This window comes from Streptococcus cristatus (assembly GCF_001578775.1).
Classification (GTDB): Bacteria; Bacillota; Bacilli; order Lactobacillales; family Streptococcaceae; genus Streptococcus; species Streptococcus cristatus_A.
In genome coordinates this window covers 570,539-585,389 of record NZ_KQ969062.1, presented here as the reverse complement: position 1 = coordinate 585,389, position 14,851 = coordinate 570,539, and the positions used below count along the sequence as shown (strand labels likewise).

At 41.9% G+C, this 14,851-nt stretch carries 17 protein-coding genes and 1 pseudogene; all 18 read right to left on the bottom strand.

The genetic code is table 11. The features are described 5' to 3' along the window. Positions 1–173 (bottom strand): annotated as a pseudogene (locus SCRDD08_RS11800) (AraC family transcriptional regulator); the annotation flags it as partial. 155 nt (positions 174–328) lie between these two features. Next, complete coding sequence (trhO, locus tag SCRDD08_RS02870) at positions 329–1,315, bottom strand: oxygen-dependent tRNA uridine(34) hydroxylase TrhO (protein ID WP_061422360.1); 987 nt, start codon at positions 1,313–1,315, stop codon at positions 329–331. Between the two features lie 137 nt (positions 1,316–1,452). Then, complete coding sequence (locus SCRDD08_RS02865; RefSeq protein WP_061422359.1) at positions 1,453–1,944, bottom strand: DUF6773 family protein; 492 nt, start codon at positions 1,942–1,944, stop codon at positions 1,453–1,455. Between the two features lie 9 nt (positions 1,945–1,953). Beyond that, complete coding sequence (locus SCRDD08_RS02860) at positions 1,954–2,631, bottom strand: CPBP family intramembrane glutamic endopeptidase (RefSeq protein WP_061422358.1); 678 nt, start codon at positions 2,629–2,631, stop codon at positions 1,954–1,956. After that, positions 2,628–3,116, bottom strand: a complete 489-nt coding sequence (locus tag SCRDD08_RS02855; protein ID WP_231089320.1) for a DUF6773 family protein — start codon at positions 3,114–3,116, stop codon at positions 2,628–2,630. Before SCRDD08_RS02855 ends, SCRDD08_RS02860 begins: the two co-directional genes overlap by 4 nt. 32 nt (positions 3,117–3,148) lie before the next feature. Beyond that, positions 3,149–3,643 carry a DUF6773 family protein gene (locus SCRDD08_RS02850; RefSeq protein WP_061422356.1) on the bottom strand — a complete coding sequence of 165 codons (495 nt, stop codon included), beginning with the start codon at positions 3,641–3,643 and terminating at the stop codon, positions 3,149–3,151. 19 nt (positions 3,644–3,662) lie between these two features. Continuing rightward, positions 3,663–3,860 (bottom strand): helix-turn-helix transcriptional regulator, encoded by a 198-nt coding sequence (locus tag SCRDD08_RS02845; RefSeq protein ID WP_005591814.1) that lies wholly within the window; start codon positions 3,858–3,860, stop codon positions 3,663–3,665. Next, positions 3,844–4,044, bottom strand: coding sequence for a hypothetical protein (locus SCRDD08_RS02840; protein WP_061422355.1), 201 nt, complete (start codon positions 4,042–4,044; stop codon positions 3,844–3,846). The genes SCRDD08_RS02845 and SCRDD08_RS02840 overlap by 17 nt, the downstream gene beginning before the upstream one ends. A 134-nt stretch (positions 4,045–4,178) precedes the next feature. Continuing rightward, a complete protein-coding gene (locus SCRDD08_RS02835) occupies positions 4,179–4,742 on the bottom strand; it encodes an ECF-type riboflavin transporter substrate-binding protein (protein WP_061422354.1) in 564 nt (187 codons plus the stop codon). 10 nt (positions 4,743–4,752) lie between these two features. Further along, positions 4,753–5,598 (bottom strand): SAM hydrolase/SAM-dependent halogenase family protein, encoded by an 846-nt coding sequence (locus tag SCRDD08_RS02830; RefSeq protein ID WP_061422353.1) that lies wholly within the window; start codon positions 5,596–5,598, stop codon positions 4,753–4,755. Between the two features lie 223 nt (positions 5,599–5,821). After that, the gene (locus SCRDD08_RS02825) at positions 5,822–6,415 is read right to left on the bottom strand and encodes an MptD family putative ECF transporter S component (RefSeq protein ID WP_061422352.1); all 594 of its coding nucleotides are present in this window, start codon (positions 6,413–6,415) and stop codon (positions 5,822–5,824) included. 458 nt (positions 6,416–6,873) lie between these two features. Then, positions 6,874–7,566, bottom strand: coding sequence for a methionine ABC transporter permease (locus SCRDD08_RS02820; RefSeq protein ID WP_005591809.1), 693 nt, complete (start codon positions 7,564–7,566; stop codon positions 6,874–6,876). Position 7,567: 1 nt separating this feature from the next. Next, positions 7,568–8,632 (bottom strand): methionine ABC transporter ATP-binding protein, encoded by a 1,065-nt coding sequence (locus tag SCRDD08_RS02815; RefSeq protein ID WP_061422351.1) that lies wholly within the window; start codon positions 8,630–8,632, stop codon positions 7,568–7,570. Continuing rightward, on the bottom strand, positions 8,622–9,998 hold the full coding sequence (locus tag SCRDD08_RS02810; RefSeq protein ID WP_061422350.1) for a M20/M25/M40 family metallo-hydrolase: 1,377 nt from the start codon (positions 9,996–9,998) through the stop codon (positions 8,622–8,624). Before SCRDD08_RS02810 ends, SCRDD08_RS02815 begins: the two co-directional genes overlap by 11 nt. 206 nt (positions 9,999–10,204) lie before the next feature. Next, on the bottom strand, positions 10,205–11,080 hold the full coding sequence (locus SCRDD08_RS02805; RefSeq protein WP_061422349.1) for a MetQ/NlpA family ABC transporter substrate-binding protein: 876 nt from the start codon (positions 11,078–11,080) through the stop codon (positions 10,205–10,207). Positions 11,081–11,165: 85 nt separating this feature from the next. Then, a complete protein-coding gene (locus tag SCRDD08_RS02800; protein WP_061422348.1) occupies positions 11,166–11,999 on the bottom strand; it encodes a transporter substrate-binding domain-containing protein in 834 nt (277 codons plus the stop codon). A 204-nt stretch (positions 12,000–12,203) separates the two neighbouring features. Beyond that, positions 12,204–13,340: an amidohydrolase gene (locus SCRDD08_RS02795; RefSeq protein WP_061422347.1), complete on the bottom strand. Its 1,137-nt coding sequence runs from the start codon at positions 13,338–13,340 to the stop codon at positions 12,204–12,206. A 108-nt stretch (positions 13,341–13,448) separates the two neighbouring features. After that, positions 13,449–14,543 carry a DUF4352 domain-containing protein gene (locus SCRDD08_RS02790; protein ID WP_196756162.1) on the bottom strand — a complete coding sequence of 365 codons (1,095 nt, stop codon included), beginning with the start codon at positions 14,541–14,543 and terminating at the stop codon, positions 13,449–13,451. Between the last annotated feature and the right edge of the window lie 308 nt (positions 14,544–14,851).

The window sequence follows — 14,851 nt, the reverse complement described above, 5'->3', positions numbered from 1 at the left end:
ATCTTAAGAGCTTCCATATATTGCTTGATAGAAAAGCCCATCTTTTTCTTGAAAGTTCTGGATAGATGGGAAGGGCTATAGTGGAAATACTGAGCCAAATCGGTCAGACTCAGCTCTTCATCTGCATACTGACGCAGATACGCTGCCACTTCTTCCATGATAGCTTTAGACATAGACTTGCTCCTTTCTCATTTATTAAGCCCATTATATCACATCAAAAAGAAAGGACAAAACATCGAAACATGAATAAAGAAAAGCTAAGCTGCAACTAAATAATGAAAAAACTTTAGACGCTATCCGTCTAAAGTTTCTTATCTTCACTATGCGATTATTGAGCCACCAATGTTTCCAAGCTTTCTCCAATCGCAGCCAGACGCTCTATCACTTCTGCCTGGCTTAGGCCGTTTTCAGTCACATAGCGGTTGCGAGGGTGAACACGGCATTCGTGAGAGCAGCCACGGAGGTACTTGTCTTCGTTTTCTTCTGAAGTCAGGATGCGGCGGTTACACTCTGGATTGCCACAGTTGACATAGCGCTCACAAGGAGTACCATCAAACCAGTCTTTCCCAATCACAACTGGATCAACATGGTTGATATCAACGGAGATACGCTCATCAAAGACATACATCTTACCGTCCCAAAGCTCACCTTGAACTTCTGGATCCTTGCCGTAAGTCACGATACCGCCATGAAGCTGACCGACATCCTTGTATCCTTCACGAACCATCCAGCCTGAGAATTTCTCACAGCGAACACCACCGGTACAGTAAACAACCACGCGCTTGTCCATGAACTTCTCTTTGTTATCACGAACCCATTGCGGCAACTCACGGAAGTTGCGGATGTCTGGACGAATGGCCCCGCGGAAGTGACCCAGATCGTACTCATAGTCGTTACGGGTATCTAGGACAACAGTGTCTTCGTCCAAGAGTGTTTCCTTAAATTCCTTAGGTGATAGGTAAGCTCCTGTCGTCTCCAACGGGTTGATGTCATTGTCAAAGTCATTGTCTTCCAAGCCCAAGTGCACAATTTCCTTCTTGTAGCGAACAAACATTTTCTTGAAAGCTTGCTCGTTTTCTTCGTCAATCTTGAACCAAAGGTCTTCCATGCCCGGAAGGCTGTGCACATAATCCATGTATTTTTGAGTGGTCTCATAGTCACCAGAAACCGTTCCGTTGATTCCCTCATCAGCTACCAAGATACGGCCTTTAAGACCGATAGATTTACAGAAGGCTAGATGATCAGCTGCAAATTGCTCAGCATTCTCAATGGGAACATATTTGTAGTAAAGCAGGACGCGAATATCTTTTGCCATAAGATTTCAACTCTCTTTTCTCTATAAAATTTTCTGAATTTTTAATTCATCTATTTATTATAACCTGATTGAAAAAACTGGGCAAAATATTTGTTTGAAAAATAGCAAAGCTGGAAAGTTTAAATGAGAAGGACAAGTTATCGCTCTTCTTCCAATTGATCCAAATACTTCTCAAAGCGTTTTTTCTGCCATTTGTTTATATACTCCAAGAAAATATTGACCAGCAGCATCAAGGGAAGATGAATGCAAAATGTAACCAAAATGACCAAAAGAAACATGGGGTGAAAAATACTATTATGATAAATAGTATGATTGAGCTGAAAATTCTGGCAGGCAATCAAAAGAGTCAGAAATCCTGTCGCAGCCAGCACACCCCAGATGGTCAGACTGAAACTATTGTAATAATTAGCCCCCAGATACTGAGCTCGACACATGAAATAAAAACTGGTGATGAGAATCAGTACCAAGAAGGGCTGATAGTGAACGACTCCCCCATTCATAGCTACAGAACCCATATATAAAGCTAAACTGCCACATAGCATGAGACTGAAACTCTCCATACCAGCTTTGTTGACCAGCTGCTCTTCCCGTTCGTCTAAAATTTGACGTTTAATAAGTTTCATTTTCATTTCAAGCTCCTATACTTCTACTCCCAAAATAGGGATTAACAACATAAGAATGGCAGGAAGTCCATTATTTATCATGTGAACTGCAATACTGACTTCCAAGCGCCGAGTTCGGTAAGCCAGCAAGGTCAAAATCACAGATGCACCACCATAAATCACAAAGGACATGATATTGGTTGGGCCATGAAAAATCGCAAAGAGTAGTCCGCCTATGATATAGCCCCAGCTTTCATAGCCTTTAAAGATTTTTTGAGGAATGATACCACGGAAAATAATTTCTTCTGCGATAGGCGCTAAGACTCCAAGCATGATGGACAATAAAATGATATCTCCTCTTCGAAACTCCTCCATCAAAGATGCCTGATTAGCCGTTGTCACTTCTCCATGCAGCCACCGTAGTAGTACCGTCCCAAGGACAGATATGAGAATCATGCCTAAGAGGCCTAGAGCAATTCGCTTCCCATCTCCTTTTTGAAAGATTTTCCCAGAAGGAGATAAAATTCCAGTTTTCTTTGCTACCACGACAAAGACCAGCAAAATGAGGATTATCAGCAAAAGCCCAAGACCGATAGTCCACTGTTTGGGAAATTGATAAATGATTGCTATCTGCTGAAACAGCATAGGGAGGACATACAAGGCCATGGCTAAGAAAGCACAGCCAACCCAGACTAATCGTTTCAACCAAGTCATTCTTCATCCTCCAATTCCTGATCGAGCTTTGCCTGACCTTTACTGTTTAGATAAAGACTGATCTTGTCCATGGTCAAGCTTCCAAGCATAAACAGTAGCATTGCAAGAGCCAGCTTGAGCAGATACAAAATGCTGAACATACTGGCCAGACTTTCTCGCTGACCAAAGGAATCAATGCCTATAACAATGAGAACAAAGACAATTCCACCGCCAAAACGCTCTGCCCATTTTTCCTCTCTCACCATATCGCGAACATCAATGCCTAGGCTTATGCGACGAAGCAAGGCATATAGACCTACTAGGGTAAGCAGAATACCTTCTGGCAGATAGGCCAGTAAGCTTAGATGGAGGATATAGGCTTTGAAAAATACAGAGATAGCCAAGAAAAGGAACATTCCTAGCACTAACTCCCCTGCAACTTTTCCGTCCAATTTTTCTGTTCGTTCATCTTTTATAACAGGCTGCTTCTTCATTTTTTTACTCACTTTCTTATTTATAAGTTAAAGATTCATTGATTCTAATTCTCATCATTTTCTAGTTCTTGGTCCAATAAAACCTGTCTCTTCTGATAAAAATAATCGACCAACTGATCAAATATACTAGAAAAGGCAGTTATCAAAGCTACAATAAAAATAAATTGCAAGATTGGATGATGGCGAAAGAATAGTCGAATAATTGAATTTCCACTCCACATCTGAACAGCCACGATTACAATCGCTAAGATAGCTCCGTTAGCCAAACGACTTCTGAAACTCCTATGCCCAATAGATGGCTTGTAGCGTCTGATATCAAGCCCCAACTGCCAGCTACGAATTCCAGCATAGATTTCCATAGCCAAAATAACTAGAATTTCCGGTAAGTAGCCTTCTACTGGCACATGCCAAATCATGATTTTGATAAAAATAGAAATAAGGAGCAAGATGATCGCAAAAAATGCAACTTCATTTCCTAATTTTCGCTCAAGTTGTAAAGTCCGCTCGTCTGTATAGACTTTTTGTGGTTTGTCCTTCATTTTCTTTCTCACTTTCTTCCTATTCTTCCCAAAACAACTGATCCAGCGTTTTATTGAGGCATTTGCAAATGGCCAAGCATAGACTAAGACTGGGATTGTACTTGCCTGCCTCAATCAGGCCAATGGTCTGACGAGTCACACCAATGGCATCAGCCAAGTCGCCTTGAGTCATGTCATGCTCAGCCCTTGCCATTTTTAACCTAAGATTTTTTGCCATGGCCACCATCCTTATCGTCATTCTTTTGCCCATCTATGGCGTAGAAAGCAGAGCCAAGGGCGGCATTAGCACAAGCGATTATGATAAAGGTTTGATCTTTCTGAATCATGCCAACAACTAGTAGAACTATCGCCGATACAAGACAAATAAGTGGTGTAAGCAGATTATTCCCTTTCTTATTCATATCTGCGCTCCTTTCATCTTCATAAGTCCATTATACAATATATTTTAAATAATGCAATATATAAATTACATTTTGTTTTTTATTTTGTACAAAAAAAGATTGGGACTTTCCCAATCTTGTAATATCTAGTTTGATTAATCTTTCTTAAGGCTGCCTGAGCGAGTCTGAGTACGGGCGTAGGCTAGTAAGAGCAAGGTTCCTGCTACAGCAACTGTCACTCCATTGGACAGAGTTGCCACAAAGCCTTGCACAAAGACCTTATTGACCGGCTCGCTATAAATCAAGATATCGCCAATTGGAGCGACCAAGAGCCAGACAAAAGCATTGGCCAAAAGCTGGAAGATATTGAAGTTGACGATGTCCTTCACTTCAAAAATACCTTCTGCTGCACGAATGCGATTTTTAAACAGACCAAGAATGAAACCAAAGAAGGCACTAGCGATAATCCATGACCACCAGAGACCGTAGCCAGCCATAGCGTCTTTGATAACGTGACCAATCAAGCCCATTAGGAAGCCAACAAAGGGACCAAAAACGACACTGAAGAGGGCCTGAACCGCATATTGCAGCTGAATACTAGTATTGGGGACAGGTGTTGGAATGCTAATCATCCCAATGACTACAAAAAGCGCAGCCCCAATCCCCGTTGCAACAACTTCTTTAATGGTAAACTTTGTATCTAAAAATTTCTTTTTCATAATTTCTCCTTTAGTTTTCTATACGTTTAATCTCAATATGCCATTGAGCACCAACACCAACATTATAAGCCTTGGCAAAGGAACCTTGGTTAATAGCCAAGCCCACCCGATAGAGGGAATTGATGTATAAAATCGGCTGGCCAATACGAACATCCGCAAAGGACTTGCCATAGGTCACTTGGTTTTGATAAACCAGCATATCATTGTTGTAAATGGTGACTTCAAAACGGTCGCCAAAGCTGGGCTCTAAGGTGCAGAACTCCTCGCGCGTAATCGAAGTCCAAAGCGAGCCAAAGCGAACATCCAAAATATCAATGGCTCCGCTGACCAAATTATCTGCTATCCGTGTTTCGACAACAGGGATTTCGACAATTTCTTCGACACTCAACTCTGGGCCAACTTCCTCAAAACTGATATGGCCGCTAGCCAGCTTGGCACCTGTGTAGGCATAGACATCTCGCCCGTGGAAAGTATAAGAATGCTCGGTATTCTTGCGACGATTTTCCACTTCTGAAATCTCACGAATAGCTACGATACCGACATGCTTTTTGATAAAGGACAGAGTACCATTATCAGGTGTCACGATATATTGATTTTTACTGGTCTTAGCAACCACGCTTTTCCGCTTGGAACCCACTCCCGGATCCACGACTGAAACAAAAGTTGTTCCCTCTGGCCAATAATCTACCGTTTGAAAGAGACGATAACTACCCTCAAAGATATTGTAAGGGGTGATGTCATGGGTCAAATGATGGATTTTCAGCGTTGGTGATTCCTCCAAAGCCACTCCAATCATAGCCGACACTGCTCCATCTACCAGACCGAAGTCCGACTGCAGCACTAATATGTTGTTCATCTTATTCCTCCCAGGCCTTGAGCCTGATATTCTCCAAGTCTTCTAATCTTACCAAAATTAGGCTCTTTTCGCTAGAGCTGGAGGCATAGAATTTTTTTATAACCGTCTATTTCTCAAAGATATAGCATGCAAGCTAGTTTTTTCTGGATCAAACTTATGCCAGAACAATTCCTTGAGCAAGCTAGGATAGGAAAATCCAGCAACTTTCATCTGGCTTGACTTTTTATGACTGAGAGGCAGCTTTTTCACTGCGTTTCTTTACCAGATATTGGCCCAGCAGACCACCGATTAAAGCACCTGCCACTACCATCACGATAAAACTAGCAATGGTCGGGAAATCCAATGGCAGCAAAATCCGATTGATGTATTCCGCTGTCTTACCACGCGCCACCAAGCTATCAATATAAGCTCGCCGCGCTAGCCACATGAGGATAATAGGGCCTGAATTAACAAAAGAGAAACAAACAAAGGAAAGCAGATTCAAGAATTTATTTTCGTATTTACCCAAGCCTGCAATCATGTCTGCCAAGAGACCGAACACCAAGCCCGGCAGACCAGCAATCATAAAATGACCAGACAGAAGGAAGAAGCCTCCCATTATTAGGCCTACTAAGCTGATCGCTCCAAATTTTTTAATCTTACTTTGCAGCAACATATAAACGCTTCCGCCAAAAACTGCAGCAAAGACTGGAGCATAGAGCATATTGCCAGCATTGTCAAAAAAGTGACCTACTAGTACTCCTAGTCCGACACAGAGAAAGTAGAGCAGAGCAAAGACTCCCGTCCATTTTAACTCTTTCAGTGTTAACGATGTCATTATTGAATCCTTTCTAATTGTGAAGCTAAAACTTCATAAAATTATTGATAGCTATATCCTTGATACGTGCAAATGCGCATTTCATGCTTTGCCATCCTTCCTGCAGGAGGAAGTTCTAGCAAGGTTTGTAGATCTAACATCCTTGATAAGCTTTCTTCCTAGGAAAACTAGTTGTTTATTAAAGCAACTTTCCTCGGCATGGGCAAAATCCAGCACTGCCAAGAAGTAATGTATTATGCTATTTTTCTATACTTAGCTTTATTTATTATAGCATTATGAAAATAGAATGTAAATTAAATTTTCAGACTTTTCAAAGGAGGATAGCTGACAAAAGGAGGCTGGGACAAAAGTCCTAGCCTCTAAATTGTCTTTGGATTGTCGAGCCCTACTCAACTGCGCGGAGGTGGGACGACGAAATCGAATTCTAACGAATTACCGATTTCTGTCCCGCTCTCTGTCTAGCGATGACTGATCTTTCTAGTTAGGAAATCTCCCAGAAACTGGATAAAGAAGATAAGAAGCAAGAGCAAAACAGTCGCTAAAATGGTCACGTCTTGGTTGAAACGTTGATAACCGTAGGCAATCGCTACGTTCCCAAGGCCACCTGCACCGATCGCTCCCGCCATAGCTGTTTCACCAACTAGCGAGATTAGGGTCACTGTTGTCACCCGAATCAAGTCTGGTAAGCCTTCACGCAGGTAAACGCCGATAATATCCCATGAGTTAGCCCCAACCGCCTGCGCTGCTTCAATCACACCGCGGTCTAATTCTGATAGAACCACCTGCACCTGACGGGCAAAGAAAGGGAAGACCGCCAAAGACAAGGGTACCAGAGCCGCTGTTGGACCAATCCCTGTGCCCACAATCATCCGTGTGAAAGGATTGATCAAAGCTAGGAGAATGATAAAGGGAATTGCCCGAAAGATGGATGTGACCTTGTCCAAGATGAAAAAGGCTGTTTTATTTTCTAAAATACCACCTGGCGCTGTCAATACCAGGAAAAGTCCAGCGATCAAGCCTAGAATGCCACCGATTAGGAAAGAAATAATCGTCATATAAAGGGTCAGATAAATCGCTGTTCCCCAGCCAGCCTGACCAGCCCAGCCCATCTTATAGACATTGGGCAAAAATGTTTTAATCAAGTCTATCAATCTAAATTCCTCCCTTAAGCACATTTAATTCTACGCCAGCAGCTTGCAAATTGCTTTGAGCAGACGCAAGATTTTCTGCATTCCCTGACAAAATGACTACCATCTCCCCGACAGGCACATTGTCTAAAATCTCAATGTTAGCATGTAAAATATTGGCTGAAACTTGATACTGCTTGTAGATATCGTTGATAATGGCTGTATCTGTCACCGTACCAGCATACTTCAAATGCGCCAATACAGAATCTACTGGCAGATCTTGAACAATCTTCTGTTGATTGATTTTAACCATCGCTTCAGTGATACCTGTTGCCGTTGTGATAAAGTCTTGAGTCAATTCGTTCTGTGGATTGGTAAAGATATCCAAAACCGAGCCTTCCTCGATCAATTTCCCATTCTGCATAACAGCTACACGATTAGCAATATCTTTGACAATCTGCATTTCGTGCGTGATCAGTACAATCGTCAGCCCCAACTTTTGATTCAAATCCTGAAGCAAGGCCAAAATTTGCTTAGTTGTTTTAGGATCCAATGCCGAAGTCGCTTCATCTGAAATCAAGATTTTCGGATCATTGGCCAAGGCTCTAGCAATCGCCACACGCTGCTTCTGACCGCCAGACAGCTGAGACGGATAATTATCCGCTCGATCTTCCAGACCTACCAGTTCTAAAAGTTTACGAACCTTCTCCTCTTTTTCAGCAGCAGACAAGGAAGAGTGCTTCAAGGCAAATGCGACATTTTCCTTAGCCGTCATCTGGGCCATCAGATTGAAATGCTGGAAAATCATGCCAATGTCCTTGCGCTTTTCCCGCAGTTGAGTCGCATTTAATTGGACGCTTTCTTTGTCATACAGGACTGTCCCATCCACAGTGATGCGACCACCAGATGGCTTCTGCAGGAGGTTAATAACCCGCACCAAAGTTGACTTTCCGGCACCAGAATAACCCACGATACCGTAAATATCCCCCTGATTGATGTGAATGGTCACATCTTCAACCGCCTTGATGACACGATTTTTCTGTGTAAATGTGACATCAATACGGTCTAATTTGATAATTTCATTGCTCATAACTTCTGATTAACTCCTTGATTAATTCAATATGGGTATAATAATCGGCAATCTTGACATTTTCATCGCCACCATGATCCCGACTGTTAGCATTCCCCAAGCCAAATGCAGCCATCGGAACTTCCAAAGCCTCAAAAACTGTATGCATAGGTCCTGTTCCTGCCGAGGTCGGAAGCACCGAGATGCCCTCTGGATAAAAATCCTTGGCCAGCTCAATCACATTCAGGATAGAAGGGGCACTCATATCACTACGATAGCTCATTTCTCCCAATGTATAAGTTAATTCTACCTTATCATAGCCATTTTTGTCCAGTTGCTTGCGAATCTTATCCAAGACATCATGGGGCTCTAAGCCTGGTACCAATCGTACTTCCATCTTGGCAGATGCATAAGCTGGGAGGATGGTTTTGACTCCTTGTCCCTGATAGCCCGAACCAAAGCCTTCAATGTTAATGGCTGGCTCAAAATAGAAGCGACGCAGAAATTCCTGCCTGTCCTCTTTCAAGACTGGAAGCTGGAGGCCGTAAATTTCCTTCAACTCTTCTGGTGTCTTCAGAGCGTACTGGGCAATCAAAGCTAGCTCTCGCTCATTGGGCTCCTGTACTTGCTCATAGATGCCCTCCACCAAAATCCGACCGTCAGCACTACGCAGGCTAGAGATAGCATCCATCAAATACCAAGAAGCTGAATTAATGACACCGCCATAGCTAGAATGAATATCAACTTCCGCACTGCGAACAGACATATCAAAGGTGACAATCCCCTTATTTCCACCAGAAATTTCAAGCTGGCCTAGATTATTACGCGCGCCCTGCTCCCAAACCAGCAGATCTGCTCCCCGCAATTGTTTCTTATGCTTGGCCAGATATTTATCCAAGTCTGTCGAAGCTGACTCCTCTGCTCCCTCCATCATGAAGATGATATTGACTGGCAGCGAACCATGCTCTCGGATATACTTACGCACCGCTGTCAAACGCGCAGTAATGTGCCCTTTGTCATCATCTACACCGCGGCCATACATAACACCGTAGTGGACCGACAAAGTAAAAGGATCGTTGGTCCAAGGCTGGTCACTATCGGCCGGCACTGTATCATAGTGGTGATAGAAAATGATAGTCTTGGCCTCAGGATTGTCCGACTGAAACTCTGCCAATACAAAGGGAGCCCTGTAACTGTCATCAATCATCACTTTAGCACCTGCAGCAGTGAAAATTTCTCCCAGATATGTAGCCACCTCCTTGAGCCCAATTTGCTGGGCAAAGATAGACTTTTTAGAAATCAAAGTCCGCAACACCTCAAAATAGTGTTGGGCCACCTCATCATTTTCAAACTTTTTAATTTGTTCACTCTCAGTTGAGAAAGGCATGTATAACTCCTACTAATCACATCTGTTTAAAGATTATCTGCTATGATTCACGAAAGAACAAAGACTTGCTATCATGTAAATTTATGACTCTGCGTTTTAATATTGCTAAGTCATCTCCGCTGATAAAAACTCTAACTAATAGCAGATAAAGGGCTGGAGAAATCCATTCCCCCGCCCTTTCTATCTTCAATTATTTTCTATAAATCTCACCAAACTGATTGATCCATACCATCTGAAGATTCTTCAATGACTTTCTTAACTTCGTCAGTATGGTAAGCCTTGATAATTTTCTTGATGGCATCTGCCTTGTCAGATTTTTCCCAATCTTTCTTAGCAGCAATCAGATTGTACCAAAGTTTAGAATTTTCATCTGTCTTTTCTTTGTAAAGAGCGCTCTTGTAGTCAATACCAGCTTCGCGAACGAAGGTATTGTTGACAACCGCTGCATCTACAGAAGTAAGAGAAGCTGCTGTTTGAGAAGCGTCCAATTCAGAAATTTTCAAGTTTTTCTTGTTTTCTTTAATGTTAGCAACAGTCGCAAGTTTCGTTGAATCCACGTCCAACTTAATCAAACCAGCTGCTTGAAGAAGGTTCAAGGCACGGCTTTCGTTTGTTGGGTCATTTGGCACGGCAATGCTTCCGTTTTCTGGAATACCTTTTACATCAGTATATTTGTTTTTGCCATCTTTAGTACCAGAGTAAAGGCGGATTGGTGCGATATATGTATCTGCTACAGACACCAAGTCAGCATTGTTTTCTTTATTCCAGTTTTTCAGGTAGTAGTAATGCTGGAAGGCATTGATATCTACATCGCCGTCACGAACTGCTTGGTTAGGTTGAGAATAGTCTGTAAATTGGGTGAACTCCAATTTAACACCTGCTTTATCCTTATCAAGGATTTCCTGAACCTTGTTCCAACGTGCTTCTTCTGTATCGCTGAGACTCATCACACCAACTTTTACAGCCACCGTTGAACTATCTGCTGACTTAGCATCTTTTGATGTTGAAGACGAGCAAGCAGCCAAACCAAATGCTGCTACAGCTAAGAGTGCTGTTGCGCCAAACCATTTTTTCAATTCCATGAGATCATCTCCTTATAAAATATGTTTTTTCTAATGAAAGGGTTGTAAGTTATTTTCGATTATTTAAAGTAAAGAAAATCAGAACTTACTTGATATCCTTGGCATCTGGCAAATAAGTGCCGCCAAAGAAATCTTTTGATAATTTTTCAAGTGTGCCATCCTCGTAGAGTTCCTTGATCCGCTTGTTCATGAATGCTTGAAGCTCTTCTTGTCCTGAAGCAAGGATTGGATAGACATACGGTTGTTGGTCACTTGGAAGTTCAATAACTTCGACATTATCTAGGCCTTGGTCTTTGATAATAGTATCTACTGTGATACGCTCAAAGATCTTGTAGTCTGAGCGGCCATCATTCAAGTTAACTAAGCTTTGCTGAATAGTTCCATCTGTAAAGTTGATGGTTGTTGGATTATCACTATGTTCTTCATTGTACTTTTCCAGTTGTTTGGCTGTTGAAGTACCTTGAACAACCTCAGTAGACTTGCCTCCGATATCATCCAGCGACTTGATATTCACTCCTTTACGAACCACCAAGACGGTTGGGTTTTTAGCGTAAGGGTTGGTATAGAGGTATTTACCAGCACGGTCTTCTGAATAACTGATGTTATTGGCACCGATTTGGTAGCGGTCACTGTCCAAGCCAGAGAAAACTGAAGCCCATTTGGTTTTGTTGAAGTTGACCTCGTACTTATCTGAACCTTTAAAGATTTCACGAAGCACTTCAATTTCGTAACCAGTTAGTTTTCCGTCCTTATCCTCATAAGAGAAAGGCTTAGTTGTTCCAACCGTTCCGACTTCAATCGTCTTTTTCTTTGTAGCACTGTCTTTACTTGCAGAAGACGAGCAGGCTACAAGCAACCCAACTGCAAGACTTCCTACCATAGCAGTGGCAGTATACTTCAATATTTTTTTAATATTCATATCCCTATCTCCTCCTAAAGAGCATGTTTCTATCATACCAAAAGTCGAAAATCCTGACCATTATATATTTTTTATCAAGGTGATAGATTTTCTTTATCACTGATTCGATTATTCAAGCTATTTAAAAATATCGAAATCTTGTTTTTCTATGATAACAAAAGAAAAGGGGCTTGCCTAGTTCTTATTTTCTATGAAAGACTATAGTTATTTCTTATAGTGCTTGAGGAGGAAGAGGCCGTTTTCGACATAGTAAGGTACGGAGACCTGAAAGGCCGCATCGTCAATCGTCATGCTATCATGGTGCAGGTCAGGCGCATCTGCTGCACCATTTGAGCCGATAAAAGCAAAGACACCAGGGATTTTTTCTTGATAAAAGGCAAAGTCTTCGCCAGCTGAAGACGGCTGGGCAGTCAATAGCTCCCCGATATTCTGAGAATTTTTAAAAATAAGATCGCTTAACTCTGGATCATTATAGGTCACTGGCGGAGTCTGATCCCAAACAATAGCGACCTTAGCACCGAAATTCCCCGCTGTATGCTCCACAATACGGATAAAATCCGCCTTCAAACGCTTTTGCAAATCAGGATTAAAACAACGAATGGTGCCTTCAAATAAGCCATTTTGAGGCAAGACATTCCAAGTCGCCCCAGCCTCAATGTGGGTCACAGATAAAACAACTGGCTCAAAGGGCGAGACCGTCCGAGAAACCAGTGACTGAAGATTTTGAATCATGCTGGTCAGGGTCAGCACCGTATCCACTCCCAGATCTGGTCGAGCCGCATGGCTACTGACTCCCTCCACAGTCACCTTGAACTTTTCCACACCTGCCATCATGGCTCCCGGCTTCAAGGCTATTTGTCCAGCTTTTAACTGGGGCATATTGTGAAAACCGATCATCGCAACTACATCGTCCAGCAAGCCCGTAGCCAAAACTTGACTGGCTCCTTGAGAGGTTTCCTCGGCTGGCTGAAAAATCAGACGAATGGTTCCCTGTAAATCTTCTTCCATAGCCTTAAGCAACTCTGCCGCTCCCAAAAGACTAGTCTGATGAAAATCATGACCGCAGGCATGCATGACACCAGGATTTTGGCTAGCGTAAGGCAGACCTGTCTTCTCTAAAATGGGCAGGGCATCAATATCTGCCCTTAAAGCGATCACTGGTTCTCCTTGACCGATTTCGGCAATCAAGCCCGTCTCTAAGCCAGAGTCCAAGATTTTAATTCCTAAGTCTTGCAAATAACGGCTTAGAAAGGCTGTCGTTTCATACTCTTGACCAGACAGCTCTGGATGCTGATGGAGATAATGACGCGTTTTTACTAATGTATCATAGATTTTTTTCATGGTAGACTCCTTTACTCTACATATCTACCCTCCAGTATAGCACAAAGCTAGACCAGGAAACAAAATAAATAGAGAGCAGAATGAAGCATCTGCCCTCTCATCTTGCTATTAAGATATATCGCCTTCAAAAGCTCTGACGATAGATTCATAAGAATAATCACGTTCTAGGACCCACTTGCCATCTGTTTTGACAAATTTCAACTGATAATCTCGTTCTGGTGTGAGGAGAGGACGTGAATCCATTCCAGCCATCATGTCATTAGCGTAGCTCTTATCGGTAGCTTTGTAGACGTCACTCAGGCTTCCATATTCAGAGCGATGCTTGTCATAAAAATCTTGACGGTAGGTATACATGGTTTTATTTAGACTGACCGTTCTCGGTTTGATCTTGATAACGATTGAATTTGGCATGTACTGCGCTACTGTGTAATCAATTTCTGAGCGTTTGGCATTACTTTTCACATAGGCATCAATGAAAGCATTGATTTCATCATCACTAAAGGGATAATCATGTAATTTACGTGTGAAATCTGCTGTAAAAGCTGCTCTATAATCTTTTTTATCTTGCTCCAAATTGCCACCTAAAACCAAATCGCCTTTGTCTTTAGAGGATTTTGTCTTTGCTTCTCCTCCCAAGAAAACAGCATTGAGATAATCAGAAGCTAACTTCTTTGATTCGTCAACGTGATTCGGATATTTCGTAGGATCAACCTTTAGTTTGATGGCTTCTGCTTTTTCATCGGAGCCGTAGGTTTTTTTCTCATAGTGAAGTTCATATTTCTTGCCATCTTCCACTTTAAAGACCAGATTACCAGAAAGAGTTTTTCCTTCCGCTAAATCTTCATAGCTCAGTGTTTTAAAGTTTTCTTTGTCGTCATAGACTCCGACTGGCTGGATCTTTTCTCCCTCTGAATCATAAAAACCAATGTCTGAGGAGGAAATCATAATCTTATCATTTGTTTTATTCTTAATTTCCAAAGACAAGGCCAAGTATTTGGCATCAGCTGATCCGTCGCTTGGCATAATGAACTGACCATCCTTAATCTGGATATCAACCTGCCCATTGCTGGCTGATTTTTTGACAGTTGTCTCCTGACTTGGCTTACCAGAATGTTTTTTATTTGGACTTGGAAGCAAAGCACAGGCTGTTAAGCTCACACCTGCCACAAGCAAGGCTGTGTATTTAAATACTTTTTTCATCATTGTCTCCTTAATTTCTTAATACTGTGACTTTTCTATTTTATCATACTTGACTAAACTGGTAAATACCGTTTGAAATTTGAGTCATATAAAGATGTATTCTTGCAATTATGAATATAACTAAGCACCTTAAAAAACTCGAAAAGTGAAGCCTCAAATAAAACAGGCAAAATTTCTAACTCTCATATAAGAAATTGGTTACAAAAAAGAGGCTGAGACAAAAAGCTTCAACTCATGAAAAAGGGATAAGGTCAGTTTAAGATCTTATCCTTTTTTCTAGTTTTGAGCCATTTTCTTGCTCAGTTTCTTGA